We start from the raw sequence: 25,420 nt of genomic DNA, 5'->3' as shown, positions 1-25,420 counted from the left end.
CCTCTTCTCCCGCGCCGTGGCGCGTGTCGTGAGTCCGAACGGAAGGAGGGGCGCCGGACCTGTCCGGTGCCCCTCCCCGTCCTCGTACCCGTGCGTCGGCTCAGGCCTCCGTGCGGGCGATGTACATGGTCACCTCCGGGGCACACCCGATCTCTTCGAACTCGGGTGCCTCCCACTCGAGCTGGGTGATGGTGGACTCCATGCCGTCACCTCCTTTCTCCGTTGCTTCGCCGCGTGTGCGCGGTATTGCGTGGGGCGCGTCAGTCCTCGGGCAGGGCGAAGACGAACAGCGCGTCGCCCGCGTTGGCGCCGAGGAACCCGGGGAAGAAGCCCTCGACCCAGCCACCCCAGCCGGTGGGCACCGCGATGTACTGGCGGCCGTCCACGCTGTACGGGGTGGGGCTGCTGTGGTGCCCGCTCCCGCACTGGAACGACCACAGCTTCTCGCCGGTCTCGGCGTCCAGGGCGACGAAATCACCCGTCGGCGTGCCCTGGAACACCAGCCCGCCCGCCGTGGCCAGCGTCGAGGCGCACATCGGGTACTCGTTGCGCCAGCGCCACTTCTCCTCGCCGGTCAGCGGGTCGATGGCGGCCACGTACCCGTAGAAGTCCTCGAGGTCCACGGCCACGCCCGCGCCCCAGTACGGGATGCTCTCCTTGAACTCGCGCCGCCGCCGGGTGGCCGTCGCCCCGACCTCCTGGACCGGCACGTAGATCAGTCCGGTCTGGGGGCTGTAGGACATGTGCGTCCATTCCTTGCCCCCGGCGGGCCCCGGCCAGAAGTGCACCGGCTCGCCCTCCTTGTCCGGATACACCTTGGCGGTGACCTTCCCATCAGGGGTGATCTCCCCCCAGGTGATCCGGTCCACGAAGGGGAACACCCGGACCAGCTCGCCGGTGGTCCGGTCGAGGACGAAGAAGTACCCGTTCTTGTCCGCGTGCGCGAGCAGCTTGCGCCCGTCGGGGGCGTCGAACAGGAGGTTCTCCATCGTGGAGTCGTAGTCCCACAGGTCGTGCGGGGTGAACTGGTAGTGCCAGCGGATCTGACCGGTGTTCACGTCCACCGCGACGACGCTGTCGGTGTAGAGGTTGTCGCCCTCGCGGACACCGCCGTCGAAGTCGGGCGCCGGGTTCCCCGTCCCCTGGAAGAGGAGTTCCTGCTCCGGGTCGTAGGTGGGGGTGACCCAGCAGTTCGCACCGCCGCGCTGCCACGCCTCGCCGTCGGCCGGCCAGGTCTCGGACCCGGGCTCGCCGGGCTTGGGGATCATGTAGCAGCGCCAGCGGCGCTCCCCGGTCTGGGCGTCGAACGCGTCCAGGTGCCCGCGGACCCCGAACTCCCCGCCGGAGCTCCCGATGATGACCATGTCCTTCACCAGCAGCGGCGCGACGGTACCGCTCTCCCCGGCGCGCACGTCGCCGTTCACGACATCGAAGACGATCTCGCCGTTCGTCGCGTCGAGCGCGATGAGGTGGGCGTTGAGGGTGCAGAGGTACACCTTCCCGTGCCCCACGGCCACGCCGCGGTTCACGTTCCCGCAGCAGAGCGAGACGTCGTACGGGGAGGGGTACTTGAACCGCCAGAGTTCTTCGCCGGTCGTCGCGTCGATGGCCCAGACCTTGCCCTCCGGGCCGGAGACGTACATGACCCCGTCCACGACGAGCGGGGACGCCTCGAACGAGTAGGTCGACGCGCCGGAGTGCATGCCGGTCGCGCCGGCCTGGAACACCCACGCGGGCGTCAGGCGCCGGACGTTCTCCTTGTTGATCTGGTCCAGGGTGCTGTAGCGCTGGCCGTCATAGGTGCCGTAGTAGGTGAGCCAGTTATGTGGCTCCGAGCTCGCGTCGAGAATGCGCTCGTAGTTGACGTTCTCGGTTACCTGCGGCGCACTTCCCTTCACGGCGCTGAGTGAGGTGAGGCGTACGGCTTGACCTGCGTCGACGTAGTCGGTCATCACTGCTCCTTTCTGCTACGGGCGCGGCTGGGCGGGGCGGTCGAGCTTGGCCTCGGCCGGCACTTCCCCGCCGATGACGATCGCCCCGGTCAGGCCGCGGCCTTCGTCGTTACCGGTCGTGGAGCCGTACCAGTAGGTGCCCGGGCCCGGCAGGTTGAGCGTGGCGGTGCCCTTGGAATGGTTGACCAGCCAGATGATCAGGTGGTCCCCGATGGTGGGCAGCACCGCGCAATGGGTGTTCTTGTCGTCGTTGATGAGGGTGAGCTCGAGCTCGCCGCCGTGGGGCAGGATGATGATCGCGGGGTCCCAGACCAGCTCGTCCTCGGGAATCCGGATCGTGGCGCGCATTCGGCCGTCGGAGTCCTCCTCGGCGTGTCCGATGTTCCCCGTCCCCAGTTGGCGGCCTAGGGCGAGCCTGTTCTGGATGGCCAGGTCGGCCTCGTCCAACTGGTCTGATCGGTTATTCGAAGTAGTCGTCATTGAGCACCCTTCTCGGTCGGCTCGTGAACACCGATACGAACGATCTCGCAGAACGCGTGACGGCCTGTTGATACTGCTTGGTCAGGTGGCCGGGCAGTTGACTGTTCGCTCAGGCCGACCCGATCCACTCCGGCGGCGGCGGGGCCTCGTCATCGATCGTGGTGGCGCGGATCGAGGGGCCCGGGCCGGCGGATCGGGTGGGATGCGATCGAGCTGTGACGGCTACCGTCGCTCTTCGCGTAGTCCGGGTAGTTCGCGTCGTTCACAATTGACGAGGTGACGGCGTCCGAGAGGTACTCCCACTGCAACTCCGTTGTGTCAGTGTGGTATCGCGTACGTGGCTCTATTGCCGATCCAGTGCGCCCGCTGGTCGGGCCTCCGGCCTCCGGAGGGCCGCCCCACAATTGAACGTGCTCGGCGGCTCACTCTTTGCGTAAATGCGAGACAACAAGGACCGTACAGTCTGGAGGATTAGCTCGGCAAGGGTGGCCGCCGAGTTGTGCGCCCTCCTCCGTTCGTTGGCGAGGAGCTACCGTTCGTAGGAGGTTCCGCTCCGTTGGCGGTCGATCGGGCGCGACCCGCGTTCCGCAACCTGACCAGTGGATCGGGCCCGTTCGGGTAAGGCGTGGAGGCGCCGATCCGGTAAGGAAGGCCGGCAATGCCGACCGCCGATCACCGATCCTCGGACAATCCGGGGAGAACGGTCTCGGCGACGGTCTCCAGGATGCGCCGGGACACGGCGGGGGAGTGTCCGAACGGCAGGACGACGACGAGTTCGTCGGCGGCGGCGAGGGCGGCGTCAGCACGCAGGTGCTGGCGACCGCCGGTGAGGAGGTCGGTGGTGGCGGCTTCCTCATTCCGTGGGAGACGACGCTCCGGGCCGTGTTACGGGTCCTCGCTCAGCCAGACGTCGGCCAGCCGCCTGCCCTGGTAGATCGGGCTCGGCCACAGGTCCTGCACCCGGGCGTTCGTGAGCGCGTAGTCGAACTTCTGGATCGGATAGAGCGCCTGCACGACCTCGGTCTCCATCCGTCTCTGCAGCTGCCGGTAGAGCTCGTCGCGGGCCGCGGGGTCCAGCTCGGTGCGGGTACGGGCGACCATCTCGTCGACCGTGGGGTCGGCGACGAGCGCGTAGTTCTCGATCGAGTCCGGCGCGAAGTCGCGCCACACCTGGTCGGGCAGGTGCACCCCGCGCAGGGCCTTGGCCATGGCGAAGTCGTGGGAGCGGCGACGGGCGATCCCGGTGCCGGGGTCGACGATCTCGATCTCGGCGCGGATCCCGACGTCGGCGAGGTCGGCCTGCATCCACTGGGCCTCGCGCACGTCCTCGTCGTCGACCCGCTGCACCATGAGCGTGGTGTCGAACCCGTTCGGCAGCCCGGCTTCGGTGAGCAGCCTGCGGGCGCCCTCCGGGTCGAACGGGCGCAGCCCGCGCACCTCGTCCGGCGTCAGCGCGGCCGTGCTCGTATCCGGACGCAGCAGGGAGGTCAGGTTGTAGTGCCCCCTGATGCTCTCGCCCATCCCGTCCCAGTCGATCGCGGTCGCCACGGCCCGCCGGACGCGGAGGTCGTCGAACGGTTCGACGCCCGGGTTGAGGTAGAAGCTGATCGGCGCACCGGGCGCCTCGATGACGCTGAAGTCGCGCGCCCGTAGCTCGTCGGCCACGTTGACGTCGCTGGTCGTGCCGATGTCGAGGCGGCCGCTGCGCAGCGCCGCGGTGACCGCCGCCGTGTCGGTGAGGATCGGGCGGCGGATCTCGTCGAGGTAGGGCCGGCCGGGGACGTGGTAGTCGGGGTTGCGCCGCAGGACCCACTCGACGTCCGGGGTGTGGGACTCGACGATGAACGGACCGGTGCCGATCGCCTGGGTGGCCAGGTCGAACCGCCCGTCGAGGCCTTCCCGCGGAAGGATCATGTTGAAGTGGTAGGCGAGGTATTCCAGCAGCGGCGCGTAGGTCTGGCCGAGGGTGAACACCACCGTGTGGGCGTCCGGCGCGCTGATGTCGGTGACCGGCGCGATCATCCACTGGTGCACCTGGGTGGCCTGCTTGAGCGCCTGGAAGGTCGCCACCACGTCGTCGGAGGTGAACGGGCGCCCGCTCACCGGCGGGATGTTCTGCCAGCGCACGTCGTCGCGCAGGTGGAACGTGTAGGTCAGCCCGTCCGGCGAGATCTCCCACGACTCGGCCAGGTCGGGCACGATCTCCAGGCCCTGCATGTCGGGACCGGTCGCGACTTCCACGAGCTTGCCGTACACGGTGCCGGAGACGATCCCCATCAGCGTGGGGTCGCTGCTCACCAGCGGGTTGAGGCCGTTGGTGATCTCGGCAGGAAGCTGCATCACGAGCGTGCCGCCCGGCCGGGGGTCCCCGGCGGGCCGCGCCGTCCCGCCGCCCCCGCCGCCACCGCACCCGGCCAGCACGAGCGCCGCCGCCAGCGCGGCGGCGAGCAGGCTCCTGCGCCTCACGCCTGCTCCCGATCCAGCTCGCCGGTCGCGTCGAGCGGGATCAGTGGCGCCGGCCCGGCGAGGTCGGCGGCGGGACCGGGGTGGTAGGCGAAGTTCTTGGCCCGCGCGCCGCCGTCGACCACGAAGTCGCTGCCGGTGATGAGCCGCGCGTAGTCCGAGCAGAGCCACGCCACGCAGTGGCCGATGTCGGTGGGGGTGCCGGTGCTGCCCATCGGCACCATCGGCGGTCGCTCACCCGTCCACCGCGACGGCCGTCGCCACTCCTCGTCGCCCGTGCCGCCGCCGATGCCGTTGCGGCGAGGCCGGTCGAGCACGCCACCCGCACCGCGCTCGGCGATGAGCGCCGGGTTGTCCGGCGTCGGAGCGGTCGGGGTGTAGCTGTTCACCCGGATCCCGTAGGGGGCGAGGTCCATCGCCGCGGCCCGGACGAAGTTGTTCACCCCGCCCTTGTGGAAGGCGTACGCGATCACCCCGGCGGACCCGGACCAGCCGTTCGAGGAGGAGATCGCGACGATCGAGCCACGGATGCCGCGCTCTGCCATGTGCCGCCCGACGTACTTGGTGTTGAGGAAGTTGCCCATCGCCGCCACCTGCACGGCGCGGGAGAAGAACTCCGCGCTCTCGTCGAGCACGCCCTTGCCGCCGAGCAGCGCGGCGTTGTTGACCAGGATGTCGATCTGCCCGAACTCCTCGACGACCCGCCGCACGTAGCCGATCACCTGCTGCTCGTCGGTGACGTCGCCCGGCACCGCGATCGCCCGGCCGCCGTTGCGTTCGATCCGGTCGACGCAGGCCTTCGCCGCGCCGGGATCGATGTCGTTGCAGGCCACCGTCGCGCCGTAGCGGGCGAGGGCCAATGCGATTCCGCTGCCGATGTTGGGGCCTGCCCCGGTGACGAGGGCGACCTTGCCCTCCAGCGAGATCTCCACGTGTGCTCCCGTCTCGTGCGGTGTCGGACGTCGGTCAGGAGGAAGGCCGGCGCGCGCCCTCGTCGCGGTCGGCGCCGTCGCGGTCGACCGCGGCGGCGAGTGAGGGGGCGAGCCGGGTGGGCGGGCGGCGCGCGCTCCACCAGTGGGCGGCCGCGCGCGGCACCGGCCGGGCGAGCCGGGGGTCGAGGTGGTCGCGCAGCGCGTCGCCGAGGAGGTTGAAGCTGAACACGCCCAGCGAGAGCAGCACGGCGGGGACCACGATGATCCACGGGGCGCGCTCGATGTAGCGGACGCCTTCGGAGAGCATCCCTCCCCACGACGGGGTCGGGGGCGGCGCGCCGATCCCGAGGAAGCTCAGCGCCGACTCCGCGATGATCACCCCGGCGAAGATCAGGCTCGCCAGCGTGAGGACCTGGGCGAACATGTTGGGCAGCACGTGCCGACCCAGGATGCGCACGGTTCCCGCCCCGGTTGCCCTGGCCGACTCGATGTACCGCTCCTGCCGCACCCGCAACGTCTCGGCGCGCGCGATCCGGTTGAACGACGGCGTGATCACGACGGTGAGCGCGATGATCGTGTTGCGCACCGACGGGCCCAGCACCACGGCGATGAACAGCAGCAGCACGATGCCGGGCACGGCCTGGACGGTGTCCATGAGCCGCTGCAGCACGACGTCCACCGCGCGGCCGACGTAGCCGGACACGACGCCGAGCACGGTGCCGAGCACGAGGCTGATCCCGGTGGTCGCCACCGCGACGAGCAGCGACGTGCGCGCTCCGTGGATCGCGCGGCTCAGGACGTCACGGCCCAGGTCGTCGGTGCCGAGCAGGTACGCCGCGGATGGGGGTTCGAGCATGTCGCGGCGGAACTGCTCCAGCGGGTCGTGCGGTGCTATCCACGGCGCCAGCAGCGCCACCAGCACGAACACGGTGATGAGGACGAGCGCGACGGCGCCGAGCGGCTGGGCCCTGGCGAACTCGCGCAGTCCGGCGAGCCTCATGAGAACGCCCTCCCGGTCCGGATCCGCGGATCGACGAGCGCGTAGAGGAGGTCGATCACGATGATGGTCACCACGAAGAGGGCCGCGTAGAAGATCGTGCAGGCGACGACCACCGGGTAGTCGCGGTCGAGCACCGCGGTGTAGACGAGCTGCCCCGTGCCGGGGATCGAGAACATCTTCTCGATGATCACCGTGCCCCCGAGGATCGTCGCCAGCTCCAGACCGAGCAGGGTGAGCACGGCGATCGTGGAGTTGCGCAGCGCGTGCTTGAGCACCACAGTCCGCTCGCGGACCCCCTTGGCCCGCACGGTGCGGATGTAGTCCGACCCGAGCGACTCGAGCATCGACGAGCGGGTCATGCGCGCCATCGCGGCCATCCCGCCCGTGCCGAGGGCGAACACCGGGATGGCGATCTGCTGCAGCCAGCCGCCGAGGTCCTCCCCGGGCCCGGCGTAGACGATGGGCGGCGACCAGGCGAACCAGATCGCGAGCGCGGTGAGCAGCAGCAGCGCGACGACGAAGTTGGGCACCGACAGGAACGCGACGGCGAAGATCCGCACCGCGCCGTCGGTGGCCGTCCCGCGGGTGACCGCGGCGACGATGCCCAGCCCGATCCCGATCAGGGTGCCCACCAGCATCGCGAGCAGTCCCAGCCCGACGGTCACCGGGACCCTGTTCAGGAACAGGTCGACCACCGGCTCGCCGCCGTAGAACGAGGTGCCGAGGTCGCCGCGCACGGCTCCGGCGAACCAATGGCCCAGCTGCACCCAGACCGACTGGTCGATCCCGAACTCCGCCCGCAACGCCGCCACCTCCTCGGCGCTGGCGCCCGTCTCCTGGAGCTGCAGGCTCACGGCGTCGCCCGGCACGAGCCGCATCACGACGAACGTGAAGACGGTGACGAGCACCATGACGACGGCGCCGTAGCCCAGCCGCCGCAGCGTGTAGCCGATCATGCGAGCGTCACCTCCCGCGGAGCCTCCGCGAGGTGGCAGGCCGCGACCCGGCCGGCGCCGAGCCGGCGCGCCGGGGGTTCCTCGGTCCGGCAGCGCTCCACGGCGAGCGGGCAGCGGGGGTGGAACCGGCACCCGGGCGGCGGGTTGCTGGGGCTCGCCGGTTCGCCCTGCGCCACGCCCCGCTGTGCCGCCCGCGCCACGAGCGGGTCCGGGTCGGGGATCGCGTCCACCAGCATCCGGGTGTATGGATGGCGCGGGTCGTCGAAGACCGCGTCGCCGTCACCGCGCTCGACGATCTGGCCGAGGTACATCACGCACAGCTCGTCGGCCATGTACCGCACGACGTTCAGGTCGTGGGCGATGAACAGGTAGGACAGCCCGAGCTCGCGCTGCAACCGCTTGAGCAGGTTCAGCACCTGCGCCTGCACCGAGACGTCGAGCGCGGACACGGCCTCGTCGCAGACGATGAGGTCGGGGTCGGTGGCGAGCGCCCTGGCGATCCCGATTCGCTGCGCCTGGCCGCCGGAGAACTGGTGCGGGTGTTTCGCGAGGTCGCGGGCGTCCAGCCCGACACGTTCCAGCAGCTCCACCACGCGGTCACGCAGCGCCGCGCCCGTGGCGAGCCGGTGCACCGCCAGCGGCTCGCCCACCGCCTGCAGCACGGTCATCCGCGGGTTGAGCGACCCGAACGGGTCCTGGAACACGATCTGCATCCGCCTGCGCAGCGCCCGCAGGTCGCGCCGGGACGCGCGCAGCAGGTCCGTCCCGTCGAACGTCACCTGGCCGGCGGTGGGTTCGAGCAGCCGCAGGAGCAGCCGCGCCACGGTGGACTTGCCCGACCCGGACTCTCCCACCAGGCCGAGCGTCCGCCCGCGCGGGATCGCGAAGGAGACGTCCTGCACCGCCTGCACGACACCGCGGCGGCCGGGCAGCCCGCCCCGGACGCGGAAATGCTTGACCAGACCCTCGGCCCGCAGCAGCGGCGCCGCATCGTCGGTGAGGGAGTCAGCGGGCACCGGACACCTCCACCGCGACGGCGGCGGCCGGCTCCGCGTGCAGCCAGCAGCGGCTGGCGCGCCCCGGGCCGAGGTCGACCAGTTCGGGCTCGGTCGCGGAGCAGCGGGGCGTGACCGTGGGGCAGCGCGGGTGGAAGCGGCAGCCGTCCGGCATCTCCAGCGGGTGCGGCACGGCGCCCGCGATCGCCGGCATCGGCTGGTCCCGCGGGACGGCGCGGGTCGGGATCGAGTCGAGCAGCGCCCGCGTGTACGGGTTGCGGGGCGCGCGCAGGACCTCCTCGACCGGGCCCTGCTCCATCACCTTCCCCGCGTACATGACGACGACGCGGTCGGCCATCTCCGCGACCACGCCCATGTCGTGGGTGATGAACAGCAGCGCGGTGCCGCGGTCGCGCTGCAGGTCGCGCATCAACCGCAGCATCTGCGACTCCACGGTGACGTCGAGCGCGGTGGTGGGTTCGTCGGCGATGAGCAGGGCGGGCGAGCACGCCAGCGCGATCGCGATGACCACCCGCTGCTGCTGGCCGCCCGACAGCTCGTGCGGGTAGCTGCGCACCCTGCGGTGCGGGTCGGGGATGCCGACGTCGCGCAGCAGTTCGACGGCCCGGCGCCGAGCCTGCGCGCGCGGCAGCGTCCCGTGGGCGCGCAGCGCCTCCGCGATCTGGTCGCCGACCGTGAAGAGCGGGTCGAGCGAGCTCATGGGGTTCTGGAACACCATCGCGATCTCGGCGCCGCGCAGGCTGCGCATCCGCTCGGGCGTGGCGCCGACGAGCTCCTCGCCGCGCCAGCCGATCGAGCCACCGGCCACGCGGCCCGGCCCGAGCAGGCCCAGCACGGCGAGCGAGGCCACGCTCTTGCCGGAGCCGGACTCGCCGACCACGGCGACGGTCTCGCCGGCGCCGACGTCGAAGCTCACCCCGGCGACCGCCTCGACGATCGACCCGGCCGGGTGGTCGAACCGCACGTGTAGGTCGCGCACGTCCAGCAGCGGAGGTGACGTCATCGTCGGGCTCCTCGGGAGGTGGTGGGGAGGGGCTGAGGTCAGAGGGACGCCACGGGCCGCTGCCCGCCACGGGTCCTGCGGCCGCGCCCCGCGCTCGGGGCGTCGAGGGCCCGCGAGATCCCCCGGGCCGCGGCGACCACCGCCGGCACGAGCCTGCGGGCGTCGGCCCGGCTCGCGGGCAGCACGACGGTGATCGCCGCGGTGACCGCGTCCGTCTCGTCGCGGACGGGCGCGGCCACCGAGACCGCCGAGAGCGACAGGTGCCCGTCGGCGATGGCGTAGCCGTTCCTGCGGACGCGGTCGAGCTCGCACCGCAGGTCGGCCGGGTCCACCAGCGTCTTCGCGGTGTAACGGCGCAGGGGGCGGGCCAGCACCCGCTCCTGCAGCTCCGGCTCGGCGTGGGCGAGCAGCACCAGGCCGGAGCTCGAGGCGTGCATCGAGCGGCGCCTGCCGAGCAACGACAGCACCGGCACCGCACCGGGGGCGGAGAACTTCTCGACGAACACCACCTCGTCGCCGTCGCGGACGGCGAGAAGCACGTTCTCGCGCACCGCCAGGAAGAGGTCCTCCAGGAACGGGAAGGCCGCGTCCCGCAGGCCGAACGCCCGCGGTGCGTGTGCCGCGATCTCCCAGAGCCGCAGGCCCACCCGGTAGCGCCCGGCCGGGGTCCGTTCCAGCACTCCCGCGCCGGCCAGCTCGCCGGTCATGCGGTGGGTGGTGGTCAGCGGAAGGCCGGAGCGCCTGCTCAGCTCGGTGAGCGTCAGCTCGGTGTGCTGGAGGTCGAACGAGCTGAGCAGCAGCAGCAACCGTCGCAGCGGCGAGTCGCGCAGCGCGTCCCGCGGCAGGTCCCGCGCGTCGCGGCCGGGGCCTGCCCCCGTCGGGCCCCGGGCGGTCACGGCGCGGTCCCGGGCTCGTCGCCGGGGTAGGCCAGCTCGATGGCCTCCTCCGGCACGCCGAGCGCGGTGTGCAGGATGCTGCGCATGATCGGCTTGGGGACGAGGCAGTCGGCGCACGCCTCCGGGCCCGCGCTGATCTGCACCTGCACGCCGAGGCCGTGCGGGCGCACCTCCATGGCGTAGTCGTCGGCGGCGAGGGTGGCGCGCAGTCCGGCGAGGGCGGTGTCGTCGATCGTCATGAGCTCGGTCCTCCTGTGCGGGCGCGGTCGATCGGGTGCGCGGTGCGCGACCAGCCGCCGAACCCGAAGGGCCGCACGACCATCGACATCGCGGCGTTGCGCGCTCCGGCCACGACGACGAGCAACTGCTCCGGCGCGGCGAGCATGTGCAGGCCGTCGGCGTCGATTCCCGGCCCGTCGAGGCCGCCGAGACCCTTGCCGGCACGTTCGAGGTCGGCGTGGCTGCGCACGGCGTGCTCGTACATCCACTGCTGCACGTCGGCCTTGGTGTAGCCGGCGCCGGCGAGCAGCTGCGCGTGCTCCACGCCGAGGACGAGCCCGGCCGAGGAGTGCCGCCCGATCGCCGCACCGGTGCGCGAGACCGTGTCGCACAGGTCCCAGAGCACCTCCTCGGCGACGGTGGTGTGCCGGTTGTCGACGAACTCGCAGGTCCGCAGCAGCACGGCGGAGACCGCGTCGGTGTCCGGCGGCAGGCCCAGCTCGACGGCCAGTGGCTCCCAGGGGCTCTCCTCCTCGTTCTCCCCGATGCAGAGCGACCACCGCCCCGGCACGCCCTGGGTGGCCTGCTCCAGCTCGTGCGGCCGGACCCCGAGGACGTTGCGCACGATGAGGCCGACCGCCCGCGCGATCGTGGCGTTGGCCCGGAACCCCGGTCCGAGCACGCCGCCCGCAGAGTTGATCCCGAGGTCGGCCCGCGCCGGACCGTTGACGATGATCAGCGGGGCCGGCCCGCTGGTGCTCTGCCAGGCGCCGCCGGTGACGACACGTTGCGGCATCAGCGCGTCCCAGGCCGCGAGGACGACCGGGAAGTGCTCGGGGCGGCAGCCGGCCATCGCGGAGTTCACCGCGGCCTGCTCGACGGTGCAGGTGCGGTCGAGGTGCGGCTGTGCGGCGACCACCTCGGTGCGCAGGCGCGGGGTGGCGGCGAGGAACGCCTCCACCACCTCCGCCGTCACCGGGACCACCGGCAGCCCGTCGGTCCAGCCCTGCTCGTAGGCGTGCTCGATGGCGCGGCGGGCGTAGGCCAGCCGTTCCGCGTCCCGGTCCAGCGCCGAGTCGAGTGTCACGCCGCCGCCACGCCGTCCGCCGTCAGCGTCCCGACGATCTCGCGCAGGGCGAGTCGCGCCCGCTCCCGTACGCCGTCGGCGTCCAGCGGGGCGACCGGGTGCGCGGTGGTGACGTACCCGTAGCCGGGGCTGCCCTGCAGCCGGGCCATCGCGTCGGCGCTCACGGTGAACGCGTCGCTGCAGATGACGACGGCCGGGACCCCCGCGGCCTCGAGCGCCAACCCGTCGGCGACGGCGGAGGCGCTGCACGAGCCGCAGTCCCCGACCCCGACGACGACCACGTCGCACGCCGCGACGAGCTCCGCGAGCGTGCCGGGCGGCACCGGATCGGTGATGCTGAGCTTGCGGCGGCGCACCACGTCCGTCGCGCCGTGTTCGGCGGCGAGCAGGTCGGCGACCGCGTCCAGGAACTGCTCGGCGTTGCGCTTGGTGTTGGCCAACAGCCCGACGGTGCGGCCACGCAGGTCGGCAGGCCGGGGTGCGAGCGGGAGAGCGCCGTCTGTCGGGGTGGCGCCTGCCGTCGGGTCGATGAGGGCTTCGAACAACGTGGGTCCCTCCCGTCGCCGCGGCGCACGTCGGCTGCCGCGCGGAGTGAGTGGCGGGTGCCGGAGCCGCGACGAGCGGCCGGCTTCCGAGCGCCGGCGGCGGGGCCCTGCACCGTCGGTCGGGCCGAAGGTAACGGCGCGCGTCACGTCCCGGCTACGCGCCTTCCGTGCCGTGGAAGCGCGCGACCGCTTCCGGGACACGCCCTCCGACCTGCGCAGAGTCCGCGCGGAGGCGAGATGCGACGCCGGCCGCGCCGCCTGGGTCATCCGTCGCGGAGCCAGGACACGTGTCGGGGTCGGCATCGTGCTCCCCGTCCTGCTCGTCGTCGCACTCCTCGGCGAGGCGGGTCGGTCGCCTGCAGCGCGGGAACGAGAGGTACGAGAGCCTCTCGACGACGGCCTCGGCCAGGGGCTCGTCGGCCGGCCGGGCCCGCGGGGCCGCACCGATCCGCAGGGCCCGCTCCGACTCGATCGCGGCGACGATCGCCTGCTCCCGGCTGGAGAACGAGATGTCCCGGTTCTGGCAGAACCGGCAGGAGAGGTTGCAGCCCGCGGTCCCGAACGACAGCACCCGGGGTGCCGGGCAGGAAGTGGTTCAGTGGCTTCTTCTCGACCGGGTCCACGTGTAGGCGCGGGGGCACACATCGCACTGCACCCGGCCGTCGTCCAGCCGGCGCCAGAAGCGGCCTGGCACGGTCATGTGTGAGTCAGCGGACCTCCTCCTTCAGCAGGTCGGAGATGCACGAGTCGATCTGCTCGCGATCCCGGTCGGTCATGCAGAACATCGCGAAGTGTGCCCAGAGGCTGTCGACGACCCGGAACTCGCTGTTCGGGATGAGTCGCTGCTCGGCCTCGCAGTCGGCCGGTGGGAAGAACATGTCGCGGGAGAACGGCACGACGTAGGTCTTCGCCGTGATCCGCCCGAGTGCAGCGGCGAGATCTCCGCCGGTGTGGCGGCTGACATCGCCGTGGCGCCACTTCCAGCCCATCCAGATCAGGTTGTTCGGATCCATCGGTGCGAAGTAGGCTTCCCAGAAGCGCTTGAGGAAGTCCTCGAGCGAGGTGAACCCGACGCTATGCCAGGCCTCCGAATTGTAGAAATCCGGACACAGTCCCATCACCGACCAGATCTGAGCGTGCCGGCGCAGTCCGACGTGCACGTCGCTCTGGTCGGAGTAGAAACCGTTGTTCCATGCGGGGTCGGACTTCAGGGAATCCTCGTGGGATCGTACGAAGAGGTAGTCGTGGGGAGTGGTCTTCGCGGTCCCCGCGAACGGCAGCGCTCTCTTCACCATGCCTGGGAAGCGGACGGCCCACTCATAGGTCTGCTCGGCGCCCATCGACCAGCCGAGTACCAACTCCAGACGCTCGATTCCGAACTGCTCGGTCAGCAGTCGATGCTGGGCACGTACGTCGTCGCCGATGGTGACGTTCGGGAAGGCGCCGCCGTTGAAAGGTGGTGGAGTGTTGCTGGGCGATGACGAGAACCCGTTTGCGAACTGGCCGGGCAGAATGATGAAGTACTTACCTGGGTCGAGCGGCCGGTCTCGGCCGATGAAGATCTCCATCGCCTTCGGTGTGCCCGACCACATGTGCGGGAAGAGGACGACGTTGTCCTTGGCCTCGTTCAGTTCGCCGTGCGTCTTGTAGCCGAGCCTGGCGTTGGGGAGGGTGATCCCACTCTCCAACTCGTAGTCACCCAGCTCGAAATACCGATGCGGGCCGTGGTTCTCCTCGGAATAGTAGTTTCCCATCTCGACCCCTCCTGATCTCCGGCGCGATGCCTGGACCCGTGAGCGCGCCACCGGGACTCACGTCATCTCATGGTGCTCGCTCCTCGGCAAGGGTCAACCGGCCATGTGGCCGTGGGCCATTCGCGCCGCTCCTGCGGTCCTATCGGCGCGGACGATCATGCGTGCGGGGGCCGGCGCATTGCGTTCTAAGGTGGGTCACTGAGCTTTCCCGGGCGGAGGGTGCTGTCCTGATCTCCCCTATCAGTCCTCCTTCGACGGCTTCGCGGCACGCGGCGTCGACCGGGCCGGCGCGGCGCGCATGCTGCGGCGCGGCGTGGAGCCGGCCGCCGACGGGCGCTGGCGGTGGGTCGCGGCTTCGGCCGGACCGTATGGTGCGGCCCTGGCGGACGGATCGGAGTACCGGGGCCGCTACGGAATGAGCGTTGCCGCGCTGTGGGCGTGGCACCGGCCGCGGCTGGAAGTGCTGGCCGAGGCGGGCCCGGACGTACTGGCCCTCGAGACCGTGCCGGACGCCGACGAGGCCGAGGCCCTGGTGGCGGCCGTGGCCGGGTGGGGTGTCCCGGCGTGGCTGACGTACAGCATCGACGGCAACTTCACTCGCGCAGGTCAACCGCTGGCCGAGGCGTTCGCAGTGGCAATCGTCGACGCAGGCCTCGCCCGGGGTTGATCACCGGCCGGGCGCGGGACGCCGGCAGCCTCCCAGACGCGAGGCAGATGATCGACAATACACTTGTGCTGTTTACGATACAACCGTATGGTCGCGGTGTGATTATCAACGGGGGGCCGATCGTGCCCCGGGGGCCCGCGTCCGGTGGGCCGGTCGACCGGCCATCGGAGGACGTGACGGCGCGAGCTCGGATCCGTGATGTCGCGCTGGCGTTGTTCGCCGAGCGCGGTGTGGCCGGCACGTCCCTTCGTGGTGTCGCCGGTGCGGCGGGTGTGTCGACCGGGCTGGTTCAACATCACTTCGGGTCGAAGGCCGGGTTGCAGCGGGCGTGCGACGATTTCGCGATCGGCACCCTGATGGAGCAGGCGGAGCGCGCCATGGAGGGGGCGGGGCACCAGCCGGGGTTCGTCGCCGGCATGTATCCGAGCAGCGAGCTGAGTACGCGCTACCTGGCGCGTGCGCTCGTGGACGGTTCGCCTGCGGCCGCGGCACTCTTCGACGCGGGCTCGGCGCTGGCGGAGAGGTGGCTTTCCACGCTGTGGCCAGAACGCTTTCCGCTCGGATCGGCCCGGGTGCGCGACGCGGCGGCGACGATGAGCTCGATGCATCTCGGCACGCTGGTGATGCACGAGCATCTGTCGCGCCGGATGGGGGTCAACGTGCTCGACCGTGCGAACGCTCACCGGATCCCGCTCGGCATCGCCGACACGTACGCGGCGATGTCGGCGTTCCTCGACTCGCCGGACGGCGCCGACCTCCGATCGGCCGCGGAGCAGCGCCGGGAGGACGCCCGTGATGAGTGATGCCATCACGGTGAACGGTCTGGTGAAAACGTTCGGACGGGTACGGGCGCTGGACGGGCTGGACCTGAGGGTGCCGGCGGGGCAGGTACACGGTTTCCTCGGTCCGAACGGCGCCGGCAAGTCGACGACCATTCGCGTCCTCCTGGGCCTGATGCGCGCGACCGGAGGGCATGTCGAGGTCCTCGGGGGCGATCCGTGGGTTGACGCGACGGCGCTGCATCGCCGGCTGGCCTACGTGCCCAGTGACGTGGCGCTCTGGCCGAACCTGACCGGTGGCGAGGTAATCGACCTGCTCACCCGCATGCGGAGCGGCGCCGACCCGCGACGGCGGGCGGAGCTGATCGAGCGGTTCGAGCTGGACCCGACGAAGAAGGCCCGCACCTACTCCACCGGCCATGCCGCGCCCGGTCTCCGTGGCCCGCTGCGGCTGGCCTGGCGACTGCATCGACGCGGCGTCCTGACCGTGGCGGCCGGGCTCGTCACGCTCGGACTCGTGATGGGCTCGATGGGCGCCACAGCGATGACCGGCTACGCAGACGCCGACTGGGTCAGCGACTGGGCCGCCGCGATGCGGCTGGCCGACCCGGCCGACGCGCTCTTCGTCTACGTCATCTTCGTGTTCGTGTTCATCAGCGCCGCGCACGCGGTCCTTACTCTGCTGCGGTTGCGCACCGAGGAGGCCTCCGGAATTGCCGAGTCGCTGCTCAGCACGCCGCACAGCCGAACACAATGGGCAAGCAGCCACCTGTGTGTCGCGCTGGCAGCGCCGCTGCTCCTGCAGCTCAGTCTCGGAATCGGGCTCGGCATCGGCGCGACGGCCGCAACGGGCGACCCGGGCGAGCTCGTTCGGGCGCTCGGGCTCACTCTCCCGCTGGTACCCGCGATCTGGGTGATCGTCGGCGTCGTCCTGGTGGCATTCGGACTGTCCAACCGCGCCGCCCCGATGGTGAGCTGGCTCGCCATGCTCACCGGCATCGCCGCGGAGATCGCGGTGAAAGCTGGGCTACCCGACGTCGTCTACCCGGCCCTGTCGCCGTTCGCCCACGTCAGCCCCTACTACCAACCGACACCACTGACCTACCTGATGCTCACCCTTCTCGCCACCGCCCTGGTAGCGGTCGGGCTCGCAACGCTGCGGCGCCGGGACCTGACCAGGAGCTGACACTCGACTCGCGCGGCGACGAAAAGCAAGGGCTCGGGGCGATCGCGATCGCCTTCCTGTTCAGCCACCACAACCCCGCACGAGCTGCGTGCCCGCGAGATCGTGCTGGAGGAGCTGTGCGAGGTCGGAGAGGACGGGGCAGCGGATCACATCCTGGAGGGACACGACTCGCTCGAGCGCGATCGCCAGCTTGACCGCTGAGAGCGAGTTGCCGCCTCGGTCGAAGAAGTGATCGGTGCGGCCGATCTGGTCGGCCGAGACTCCGAGGACCTTCGCCCAGGCGGCCGCCAGCCACTGCTCGGTGGGGGTCCGGGGCGCCTCGTAGCCCTGCTCGACGGTCTCCAGCTCGCCGACGAGTGCGGTGAGCTTCTTCTTGTCGATCTTGCTGTTGGCCGTGAGCGGGAGGCTCTCCTGCCAGTGGAACGCCGCGGGCACCATGTAGGACGGCAGGGACTCGCCCAGCCGGTTGCGCAGGACGTCGACGTCGAGCGGCTGGGGGGCCGAGTAGAAGGCCACCAGCTGCTTGTTCCGGTCGGCCCGCTCCGCCACCACCACCGCTCCGTCGCGGACCCCGGGTGCCCGCAGCAGGGTGTTCTCGATCTCGCCGATCTCGATCCGGAAACCGGAGATCTTGACCTGGGAGTCCTTGCGTCCGAGGAAGTCGAGCTTGCCGCCCGGCAACCAGCGCCCGTAGTCGCCGCCTCGGTAGAGCCGCTCGCCCGGCCGGTGCGGGTCCGCCAGGTAGGCGGCCCGGGTGCGGCCGGGGTCGTTGACGTAGCCCCGCCCGACGCACACACCAGCGAAGGCGATCAGCCCGGGGGCACCCAGCGGCACCGGCTGGAGGTTCTCGTCGACGACGTACACGTCCATGTTGGGCGACGAGGGGCCGAGCGGCACGCGGTCGCCGTGTGGCGCCCGGTGCATGACCTCGTGGTTGGTGTCGTCGGAGGTCTCGGTCAGCCCGTAGGCGTTGACCAGCTTGATCGCCGGCTCGGCCGCGAACCAGCGCTGCGTCAGCTCCTTCTTCAGCGCCTCACCGGTGGCCGACACGGTGTGCAGGTCCGGGAGCTCGCGCGGGTGCTGCTCCAGGTAGGACAGCACCACCTCGAGGTAGGAGGGCACGACCTGCAGCACCGCGATCCGCTGGTCGATGACCTTCTCGACGAAGCGCTGGACGTCGAGGATCACCTCCTGCTCGATGATCACCGTGCGGCCTCCGACCATCAGGGCGCAGATCAGCTGCCACAGCGAGATGTCGAAGCACTGCGGCGCGACCTGGCCGACGACCTGCCCCTCGCCGATCTCGCAGGCGTCGATCTTGGCGTAGAGGTGGTTGAGCATCCCCGCCTGCTCACACATCGCCCCCTTCGGCTCACCTGTGGAACCGGAGGTGAAGTAGATGTAGGCGAGCTGGTCGGGCGTCACGGCGATACCGAGATCACCGTCATCGTGGTCCTCCGCGTAGGCGGTGTCGACGAACACCGTCTGCACACCGGCGATCGAGTCCACGGCCTTGTCCAGCGTGGTGGTGCTCCCGGGCTCGGTCACCACGAGCCGGCACTCCGCGCGTGAGATCGTCGTCGCGATCCGGTCGGCCGGGAAGTGCGGCTCGATCGGCAGGTACGCCCCACCGGCCTTGAAGATCGCCAGGACCGCGGCCATCCAGTCCAGGTTGCGCTCGGTCACCACCGCGACGACGTCCTCACGCTGCAGTCCCCGTGCCAGCAGCGCCCGCCCCAACCGGTTGGCCCGCGCGTTGAGTTCCCGGTAGGTCCACTCCCGAACCCCGTGCACCGCAGCGACCGCGTCGGGATGTGCCCGCACCCGCTGCTCGAACAGCTCGTGGAACCGGTAGGGCGGCAGCTCACGCCGTTCCCCGACCAGATCCTCGAGCTGGTGGCGCATCTCCTCGGCCGACAGCAGACTCTGCCGCCCGTGCTCCGCATCCGGGTCCGAGACCATCAACCTCAGCGCACTGAGGTGATATCCCGCGATCCTCGCGGCGGCCTCCGCGTCGAGCACGTCGGTGCGGTGCCGCAGCCGCAGCGTCCACCGCCCGGACCGCCGCGCGACCTCCACCCACAGCACGGTGTCCTCGTCGAGATCGCCGCCTGCGCCGGCCGGATCGAACACGGTCTCGAAGGCCGGGCCGGCCAGTCCCAGCTCGTTCCTGAGGTCGTCGACGGGGAACCCCCGGTGCGCCAGCAGTCCCGACTCGCTGTGCCGGGCCTCCCGCACCAACGCCAGCCACGACGGCGCCTCGGTCGACATCCGGCACGGCACGGGCCGTCCGGTCACCGTCGCGGCGTAGCCGGTGACGACCTCCCGCTCACCTGAGAGCGCGGCCAGCACCTTGGCGTGTGCGGCCAGGAGCAGCGAGCTGATCGGCACCGCCAGTTCCTGGGCGACCCGGCGCAGGTCGGCCACGAGTCCGTCCGCGATCCGTGCCTCGTGCTCGGCGACAGTGGCGACCGCATCCGCGGGCCACCGGGGGATCGCGGTGAACCCACCCGCGACGAGCACACCACGCCAGAACGCCCGGTCGGCCTCAGCAAGCTTTCCCATGATTTTTCCTCCGTCTCACGGTGCATGAACGTCCGCCGACCACCGGCGGTTCAGTTGGTGGTGCTTTCCGACAGGACCGGCATTTCGCCCCGCAGCTCCCTGGCCGGATTGCCGCCCCAGAGCGTTCGCGGAGGGACCTCTTCGCCCTTCATGAGGAAGGAGTCGGCCGCGATCTCCGCGCCGTCACCGATCGTCACTCCGTAGTGGACGAAGGCGCCGACGCCGAGCGTGACGCCGGAACCGATCGTGGTGCGGTCCGACTTGAATGCGCCGTCCTCCTGCGAGTGGCACTGAACGATGCTTCCCGCATTGAGCGTGCAGTGGTCGCCGATGCCGGCGAAGGTCTTCTCCACGAATGCGCAGCCGTCGTCGAAGACCCGGCGGCCGATCCGCACGCCCAGCAGCCGCCAGATGACGCTCTTGAACGGGGTGCCGTTGAAGGCCTGGAGATACGCCGTGGCCGGCACCTTCCAGAACCGTTCGTGCCGCCAGAAACTCCGGTCGTAGATGGAGCAGCCGTCCGGCCGCAGGGCCTGCAGCCGCGTGACGGCACGCTCGACCAGCACGAAGAAGGCAACGCTGGACAGGAGGACGAGGACGTTGGCGAATGCGATCACCGATGCGCCGAAGACATGGTAGAACTCCGCCGCCACCGCGCCGATCGTGATGATCCCGAAGACGTAGAGCCAGCGGACCAGCAGGTAGAGCCCCATCGTGACGGTGTTGTGCCAGTTCTTGGCGGTAAGCCGGCTGCGCAGCTCGTCGGCGCTCTCCAGATCGAACCCGATATCACGCTGGACCGAGCGCGGGATCTCGAAGCTCGGCGAGCCCAGCAGCCCGACTCCCTCTCGGATCTCTCCGTCGATCGGGACCATGACCTTCGTCGCGAGGAGGCAGTTGTCGCCTGTCCTGCCCTGCGCCGGGTAGGCGATGTTGTTTCCGAGGAAGTTGTGCGCGCCGATCGACGTGCGCGACACGCGGAAAGACGTGCTCGAGAAGTCGGCATTGAGGACCGACAACCCGTCGGCGATCACCGTTCCGGTGCCGACGGAGGTCAGGAACGGGCTCTCGTGCTTCACCCGCTGGCCGAAGTTCGACCCTGTCTGCTCGACGCGGGAAAGGTCGTATCCGAGGACACGCAGGTAGTTGACGATGGCGGAGCTGTCACCGAACAGATACGGGAAGAACTTCAGGTTGGTCAGGCCGGCGATCGTCTTGTGGGCCCAGTAGTGGAAGCCGTACAAGCGGTAGACCTTGCCCGGAGTGATGGCGAGGTTGAGCACGCGCGGGACGACGACCACGACGAGGAGGCCGACGATCAGGAAGCCGATGAAGAGCACGACGGACGCGACCAGGGCGTCGCGGTAGAACGTCCAGGTCGTGAACGCCATCGGGCCCGGGGTAAGAAGCGCACCGAGTTGCGGGACCTGCATGAACAGCACGACTGCACCGCCGATCGCCAGCGGCAGGCCCACCAGCAGCATGCTCAGCAGTTGCAGGACGGTGTAGCCGACCTTGCGCAGACTGTTGCTGCCGGCCGTGCCGACCCGCCGGTAGTCCACGTCGGTCCGCTGCGCGCGGGATCCGTGCCAGTGCTCACCGGCGGGCACGGCCTGCCCGGTGTGCAGGGAGGAGGAGTGGCCGAGCTGCGATCCGTCACCCATCGAGGTGCCGATGTCGATCACGGTCTGCTCGCCGACGAAAACGTCCTTTCCGAGGGTGACGGCGCCCGTCTGGATCACGCCGGAGTGCGCGCGGTAGCCGGAGAAGAACGAGTCCTTACGGATGACCGTGCCGGCGCCGATCGTGAGCAGATCGGTGCACACGGGCAGGTTCTTGGAGAAGATCGCGACGCCTCGGCCGATCTTCGCGCCCAGCGCCCGCAGGTAGATCGGGTAGAGGGGCGAGCCGGCGAACAGGGCGAGCGGGCTGGACTTGATCAGCATCTTGACGGTCCAGTAGCGGACGTAGGCAAGGCTCCAGACGCGGATCTGCTGGGGCTTCCACCGGCCGATGAGCACCCACTTCGCGAGGATCGGGAGAAGGGAGAGACCGAGGAAGCTCGCAGCACCGAACAGGACCGACCGCTGGTAGATCTCGACCAGACCGGCACCGGCGGAGACCCACTCCACGCCGCGCTCGGTGACCACCGCGGCGAGGTAGGAGTACCCGAGGAAGACGAGGATCTGCAGCAGCCCGCAGAGGAAGTACTGGAACCTGCCGACGGGTGCCACAACCTCGGCCGGCGCCGGGACCGGGACGGGCTCGACCGCGGCGGCCTCGGGCACCGCGGTCGTCCCGGCGGCCGCAGCGGGTGCGAACGCGGCGGCGAGGCTGGTGATGCTCGGATGCTGGTAGATGTCCTGCATCGAGACGGTGGGGAGGTCGGCGCGCTTGCGGGCTCGTGCGCAGAAGCGGGCCATGACCATGGAGTCGGCGCCGAGGTCGTCGAAGAAGTTGGCGTCGGCGGCCACCTGCTCGACGCCCAGGACGTCGGCGAGCACCTCGCCGAGGAGCCCGGTGACAGGCGTGGCCGCGGGAGCCGCAACCGGTGCGGCGGGCGCGAGAGCGGTGGCGAGGCTGGTGATGCTCGGGTGCTGGTAGATGTCCTGCATCGAGACGGTGGGGAGGTCGGCGCGCTTGCGGGCTCGTGCGCAGAAGCGGGCCATGACCATGGAGTCGGCGCCGAGGTCGTCGAAGAAGTTGCTGTGGGCGCTCACGTGCTCGACGCCAAGGACGTCGGCCAGCACCTCGGCCAGGAGCTTCTCCGTGCCGGTCGGCTCGACGGGGGTGGGCGCAGTGGTCGGGGCCTCGGCGAGATCGGAGATGCCGGGCGCGGCCTGGGCGAGCTCGGGAACCCGTAGCAACAGCTCGAGCTCGGCCAGCTCGCTCCGGTAGCCGCGTGTCGTGCGCTGCCGGTCGACCCGGCCGTGGTACTCGATCTCCCTGTCCGGGGTGACCCGGCCCAGGTCGCCGGTGCGGTAGATCCGGCCCGACGGGTTGGAGGGCAGCCCCAGGAAGTCCGGGATGAACGCCTCGTCGGTGAGGTCGTCGCGGTTCAGGTACCCGCAGGTGAGCCCGATCCCGGCGATCCCGATCTCACCGATCTCGCCGTGCGGAAGCGCGTGGTGCGGGTCCTCGACGTCCAGGATGACGGTGCTGTAGGTGGGCAGCGGGATCCCGATGGTCACCGGCTTGTCGGGGTGCAGCTCGGTCCAGGTGGCCGTCACCGTCGCCTCGGCCGGGCCGTAGACGCTGACCAACCGCCGCCCGGGACGGTGCCAGCGCGCGATCAGCTCCTGCGGGCAGGGCTCGCCGGTCACGAGCAGGAACCGCAGGTCCGGCAGGTCGTCCTCGATGGTGGCCAGCAGGGCCGGAACGCTGGACATCGCCGTGACGTGGCGTTCGCTGAGGAACGCGTGCAGGTCCCGGCCCAGCAGGCTCGCGCTCGACGGCCGGGGCACCAGCGTGGCGCCGCAGGCCCACGGCACCCAGATCTCCTCGACCGAGAAGTCGAACGCGAGCGTCAGACCCTGGTAGACCCGGTCCCGGGACCGGATGCCGTACACCTCGGCGGCGACCTTGACGAAGTTGCAGATGCTGGGGTGGTCGACGGCCACGCCGCGCAGGCGGCCGTTGGCGCCGGGCGTGTAGATGATGTAGGCGAGCCGATCGTCCAGGATCCCCCGCTCGGCGTCGATGAGCCGGCGCGAGTCCTGCTCGTCGATCAGCCGCGCGGCCAGGTCGAGGCACACCAGCTCGGTACCGCGCCCGGTCAGCAGCTCGGCCTGCTCGACGCGGACGGCCACGTCCGACACCGTCAGCACCGTGCGGATGCCGGCGTCCTCGACGATGTAGGCCATGCGGTCGGTCGGGAAGCTGATGTCGAGCGGGACGTAGGCGGCGCCGATCTTCAGCACGGCCAGCATCGCGATGTAGGAGTCGGCGGGACGGTCGAACAGCAGGGCGATCCGGTCGCCCGAGCCGGCGCCGTGCAGCCGCAGGTAGCGGGCCACCTGGTTGGCCCGGGCGTCGAGCTCGTCGTAGGTGAGCGACAGCTCGTCGGAGTCCACCGCGAGCTGGTCGGCCCGGCCGTAGGTCCGCACCCAGTCGCACCGCGCCTCGAACAGGTGGTCCAGGCGCTCGTCCTGGCGGACCCGCCAGCCCTGCGCCTCGTGCTGGTCCACGAGCACGAGCTCGGACATGGGCACGAGCGCCCAGTCGCCGTGCTCTGGCCGGGCCAGCAGCTCCACGGAGTGCGAGCCCGGCAGCTCGCTCATGACCTGCGAGCGGGGGGTCTGCCTCAGGGGGCTCACGCGAACTCCTCAGTCATCGAGGTGCCGTGCCGGTTTGTCGGTCAAGAAGAACCTTCGGCCTCGGGAGCGGTCCGCACGATCGAGCAGACCCGCTACTTGCCGGTGTGAACCCCCGAACGCAGGTAGGGAAGACCCGGGCCGCCGGCCCACGACCCCCGCGAGTCGCCCGTTCCCGGCTCGCGAGTCGCCCACTGGGCCGGCCCGCGTCGTCCGCCGGGGATGACGCGCGGCAGATCGAGCTGAAGGCGCCGCAGGGAACCTGTGAATTTGCGCCGGTAGAACTCCCCAGTGCGCGTCGAGAAATCTGCCGGTGATGGTGCTGCCGGCCCTGCAGCCGGCCGTTTCACGGCGAGATGGCGATACGGTTCGTTTCGTGGTGAAGTCAGGCGTTGCCGCTTCCCGTGGACGCCCATACCCTCTCGGCAGAAGGGATCGAGGCCGCGTTATCGAAATCGGGACCGCTTGTGTCGTATGTTAGTTGCAAACGTTCCGTCGGCAGTTCGAAAATGCCTCGTCAGGCATTTAGATAAACTCTTGGTGGTGTCGTTACCCGACGTAATCAAAAGTGTGTTCCGTTTCGCGGAGGGGCGAGCCGATCATGGCGGTCGGCCCCGTATGGTCGAAGATCTCTGACGTTGCGTGGCCGGTCCGCCGGCCATTGGGCCATGCAGATGAACTCCACGTTGATTGATCTGACAGTCGGAGTAACCCGGTAGAGTGACGACTGTCCGCATCGGAACTGCCGATGTCAGGGCAGGATCGCTTCCCTTTCCCAGTCATTCGGTGGCTTTCCCATGCGCGGCACAGTCCCTTTCCCCATGTTTGAGTGAGGATGTTTCTGTCATGCCTATTTCTCCCAACCAGGGCTCCAGCGCCGGCGGCACGGCCGTGACGATCACCGGTACCGGTCTCGCCAACGCGAGTGCGGTCCGTTTCGGCACGAGGCCGGGGACGATCACGGCGAACACCCCGACCTCGATCAGCGTGACCAGCCCAGCCGGACACGGTGCCGTGGGTGTCACCGTCGTCACGTCGGGTGGCTCGAGCAATCCGCTGAGCTACTTCTATCTCGAGCCACCGACCAAGTTCAGTCTCAGCGCCACCCAGGGTGGCGTGGCCGGCGGTGAGACGGTCACCGTCAGCGGCTCCAACCTGAACAACGCGAGCGGGGTCGCCTTCGGGGCCAACGCCGGGACGGTCACCAGTTCCAACGCCGGCTCGATCGTCGCGACGGTTCCCGCTGGTGCCGCCGGCTCGGTGGGGGTCACCGTGACCACCCCGGCAGGCAGCACGAACGGCCTGTTCTACGAGTACGTGGCCGCACCGGGCATCACGGCGATCGTCCCGGCCGAAGGGCCGACCACGGGCGGTACCGCCACCACCATCACCGGCACCGACCTCACCGCCACGACCGAGGTCACGTTCGACGGCGTACCGGCCAGCTTCGTCGTCGTCTCCGCCACTGAGTTGAGTGCGGTCACGCCGGCCGGCGCTGCGGGCACCGCGGACGTGGTGGTGACGGGTTCGGGTGGCGACGCCACCCTGCCCGACGGCTACACCTATCTCGCCGGGCCTGGGATCTGAGGCATCCCGCTGAATCCGGG

General features: G+C 70.4%; 20 protein-coding genes and 2 pseudogenes. 5 read left to right on the top strand and 17 right to left on the bottom strand.

What is annotated here, in order from left to right:
• Nucleotides 1-100: 100 nt before the first annotated feature.
• The 15 genes from pqqA to AC5L35_RS06230 form a co-directional block, all read right to left on the bottom strand.
• Complete coding sequence (pqqA, locus tag AC5L35_RS06300) at nucleotides 101-202, bottom strand: pyrroloquinoline quinone precursor peptide PqqA (protein ID WP_495058589.1); 102 nt, start codon at nucleotides 200-202, stop codon at nucleotides 101-103.
• A 58-nt stretch (nucleotides 203-260) separates the two neighbouring features.
• Nucleotides 261-1,952 carry a pyrroloquinoline quinone-dependent dehydrogenase gene (locus AC5L35_RS06295; protein WP_495058588.1) on the bottom strand — a complete coding sequence of 564 codons (1,692 nt, stop codon included), beginning with the start codon at nucleotides 1,950-1,952 and terminating at the stop codon, nucleotides 261-263.
• Between the two features lie 15 nt (nucleotides 1,953-1,967).
• On the bottom strand, nucleotides 1,968-2,432 hold the full coding sequence (locus AC5L35_RS06290) for an MSMEG_3727 family PQQ-associated protein (RefSeq protein WP_495058587.1): 465 nt from the start codon (nucleotides 2,430-2,432) through the stop codon (nucleotides 1,968-1,970).
• An 885-nt stretch (nucleotides 2,433-3,317) separates the two neighbouring features.
• The gene (locus tag AC5L35_RS06285) at nucleotides 3,318-4,898 is read right to left on the bottom strand and encodes an ABC transporter substrate-binding protein (RefSeq protein ID WP_495058586.1); all 1,581 of its coding nucleotides are present in this window, start codon (nucleotides 4,896-4,898) and stop codon (nucleotides 3,318-3,320) included.
• Entirely contained in the window at nucleotides 4,895-5,827 is a 933-nt protein-coding gene (locus AC5L35_RS06280; protein WP_495058585.1) for an SDR family NAD(P)-dependent oxidoreductase, read from the bottom strand. The genes AC5L35_RS06285 and AC5L35_RS06280 overlap by 4 nt, the downstream gene beginning before the upstream one ends.
• Before the next feature lie 34 nt (nucleotides 5,828-5,861).
• The gene (locus AC5L35_RS06275; protein ID WP_495058584.1) at nucleotides 5,862-6,827 is read right to left on the bottom strand and encodes an ABC transporter permease; all 966 of its coding nucleotides are present in this window, start codon (nucleotides 6,825-6,827) and stop codon (nucleotides 5,862-5,864) included.
• Nucleotides 6,824-7,783: an ABC transporter permease gene (locus AC5L35_RS06270; protein ID WP_495058583.1), complete on the bottom strand. Its 960-nt coding sequence runs from the start codon at nucleotides 7,781-7,783 to the stop codon at nucleotides 6,824-6,826. The genes AC5L35_RS06275 and AC5L35_RS06270 overlap by 4 nt, the downstream gene beginning before the upstream one ends.
• Nucleotides 7,780-8,799, bottom strand: a complete 1,020-nt coding sequence (locus AC5L35_RS06265; protein WP_495058582.1) for an ABC transporter ATP-binding protein — start codon at nucleotides 8,797-8,799, stop codon at nucleotides 7,780-7,782. The genes AC5L35_RS06270 and AC5L35_RS06265 overlap by 4 nt, the downstream gene beginning before the upstream one ends.
• Nucleotides 8,789-9,802, bottom strand: a complete 1,014-nt coding sequence (locus AC5L35_RS06260) for an ABC transporter ATP-binding protein (protein WP_495058581.1) — start codon at nucleotides 9,800-9,802, stop codon at nucleotides 8,789-8,791. Before AC5L35_RS06260 ends, AC5L35_RS06265 begins: the two co-directional genes overlap by 11 nt.
• A 38-nt stretch (nucleotides 9,803-9,840) precedes the next feature.
• Nucleotides 9,841-10,698, bottom strand: coding sequence for an IclR family transcriptional regulator (locus tag AC5L35_RS06255; protein ID WP_495058580.1), 858 nt, complete (start codon nucleotides 10,696-10,698; stop codon nucleotides 9,841-9,843).
• Nucleotides 10,695-10,937, bottom strand: a complete 243-nt coding sequence (locus AC5L35_RS06250; protein ID WP_495058579.1) for a hypothetical protein — start codon at nucleotides 10,935-10,937, stop codon at nucleotides 10,695-10,697. The genes AC5L35_RS06255 and AC5L35_RS06250 overlap by 4 nt, the downstream gene beginning before the upstream one ends.
• Nucleotides 10,934-12,004, bottom strand: coding sequence for a hypothetical protein (locus AC5L35_RS06245; protein WP_495058578.1), 1,071 nt, complete (start codon nucleotides 12,002-12,004; stop codon nucleotides 10,934-10,936). Before AC5L35_RS06245 ends, AC5L35_RS06250 begins: the two co-directional genes overlap by 4 nt.
• Entirely contained in the window at nucleotides 12,001-12,549 is a 549-nt protein-coding gene (locus AC5L35_RS06240) for a UGSC family (seleno)protein (RefSeq protein WP_495058577.1), read from the bottom strand. The genes AC5L35_RS06245 and AC5L35_RS06240 overlap by 4 nt, the downstream gene beginning before the upstream one ends.
• A gap of 154 nt (nucleotides 12,550-12,703) precedes the next feature.
• The gene (locus AC5L35_RS06235; protein WP_495058576.1) at nucleotides 12,704-13,120 is read right to left on the bottom strand and encodes a hypothetical protein; all 417 of its coding nucleotides are present in this window, start codon (nucleotides 13,118-13,120) and stop codon (nucleotides 12,704-12,706) included.
• A gap of 136 nt (nucleotides 13,121-13,256) precedes the next feature.
• The gene (locus AC5L35_RS06230; protein WP_495058575.1) at nucleotides 13,257-14,303 is read right to left on the bottom strand and encodes an alpha/beta fold hydrolase; all 1,047 of its coding nucleotides are present in this window, start codon (nucleotides 14,301-14,303) and stop codon (nucleotides 13,257-13,259) included.
• 238 nt (nucleotides 14,304-14,541) lie between these two features.
• On the opposite strand from AC5L35_RS06230, the pseudogene AC5L35_RS06225 reads away from it, so the two are divergent.
• The 4 genes and pseudogenes from AC5L35_RS06225 to AC5L35_RS06210 all read left to right on the top strand — a co-directional run.
• Nucleotides 14,542-14,940: pseudogene (locus AC5L35_RS06225) on the top strand (homocysteine S-methyltransferase family protein); the annotation flags it as partial.
• A 77-nt stretch (nucleotides 14,941-15,017) separates the two neighbouring features.
• Nucleotides 15,018-15,773, top strand: coding sequence for a TetR/AcrR family transcriptional regulator (locus AC5L35_RS06220; RefSeq protein WP_495058574.1), 756 nt, complete (start codon nucleotides 15,018-15,020; stop codon nucleotides 15,771-15,773).
• Nucleotides 15,766-16,170, top strand: a pseudogene (locus tag AC5L35_RS06215) (ATP-binding cassette domain-containing protein); the annotation flags it as partial. The gene AC5L35_RS06220 and the pseudogene AC5L35_RS06215, both read left to right, overlap by 8 nt.
• Before the next feature lie 24 nt (nucleotides 16,171-16,194).
• Nucleotides 16,195-16,935, top strand: a complete 741-nt coding sequence (locus tag AC5L35_RS06210; RefSeq protein WP_495058700.1) for an efflux permease Rv1217c-related protein — start codon at nucleotides 16,195-16,197, stop codon at nucleotides 16,933-16,935.
• A 60-nt stretch (nucleotides 16,936-16,995) separates the two neighbouring features.
• Here the strand turns inward: AC5L35_RS06210 and AC5L35_RS06205 are convergent, their stop codons facing one another.
• Nucleotides 16,996-19,500 (bottom strand): non-ribosomal peptide synthetase, encoded by a 2,505-nt coding sequence (locus AC5L35_RS06205; protein WP_495058573.1) that lies wholly within the window; start codon nucleotides 19,498-19,500, stop codon nucleotides 16,996-16,998.
• Between the two features lie 50 nt (nucleotides 19,501-19,550).
• On the bottom strand, nucleotides 19,551-23,816 hold the full coding sequence (locus AC5L35_RS06200) for a Pls/PosA family non-ribosomal peptide synthetase (RefSeq protein WP_495058572.1): 4,266 nt from the start codon (nucleotides 23,814-23,816) through the stop codon (nucleotides 19,551-19,553).
• 843 nt (nucleotides 23,817-24,659) lie between these two features.
• Here AC5L35_RS06200 and AC5L35_RS06195 point away from each other — a divergent pair.
• Nucleotides 24,660-25,400: an IPT/TIG domain-containing protein gene (locus AC5L35_RS06195; RefSeq protein ID WP_495058571.1), complete on the top strand. Its 741-nt coding sequence runs from the start codon at nucleotides 24,660-24,662 to the stop codon at nucleotides 25,398-25,400.
• Nucleotides 25,401-25,420: the final 20 nt, after the last annotated feature.

Source organism: Pseudonocardia sp. OZ21 (genome assembly GCF_059359135.1).
This window is presented reverse-complemented; position numbering and strand designations above follow the sequence as displayed.

Coding starts and splice junctions, on each gene's coding strand:
- pqqA (WP_495058589.1), bottom strand. CDS start 202: ATGGAGTCCACCATCACCCAGCTCGAGTGGGAGGCACCCGAGTTCGAA.
- AC5L35_RS06295 (WP_495058588.1), bottom strand. CDS start 1,952: ATGACCGACTACGTCGACGCAGGTCAAGCCGTACGCCTCACCTCACTC.
- AC5L35_RS06290 (WP_495058587.1), bottom strand. CDS start 2,432: ATGACGACTACTTCGAATAACCGATCAGACCAGTTGGACGAGGCCGAC.
- AC5L35_RS06275 (WP_495058584.1), bottom strand. CDS start 6,827: ATGAGGCTCGCCGGACTGCGCGAGTTCGCCAGGGCCCAGCCGCTCGGC.
- AC5L35_RS06270 (WP_495058583.1), bottom strand. CDS start 7,783: ATGATCGGCTACACGCTGCGGCGGCTGGGCTACGGCGCCGTCGTCATG.
- AC5L35_RS06260 (WP_495058581.1), bottom strand. CDS start 9,802: ATGACGTCACCTCCGCTGCTGGACGTGCGCGACCTACACGTGCGGTTC.
- AC5L35_RS06250 (WP_495058579.1), bottom strand. CDS start 10,937: ATGACGATCGACGACACCGCCCTCGCCGGACTGCGCGCCACCCTCGCC.
- AC5L35_RS06230 (WP_495058575.1), bottom strand. CDS start 14,303: ATGGGAAACTACTATTCCGAGGAGAACCACGGCCCGCATCGGTATTTC.
- AC5L35_RS06220 (WP_495058574.1), top strand. CDS start 15,018: ATGATCGACAATACACTTGTGCTGTTTACGATACAACCGTATGGTCGC.
- AC5L35_RS06205 (WP_495058573.1), bottom strand. CDS start 19,500: ATGGGAAAGCTTGCTGAGGCCGACCGGGCGTTCTGGCGTGGTGTGCTC.
- AC5L35_RS06195 (WP_495058571.1), top strand. CDS start 24,660: ATGCCTATTTCTCCCAACCAGGGCTCCAGCGCCGGCGGCACGGCCGTG.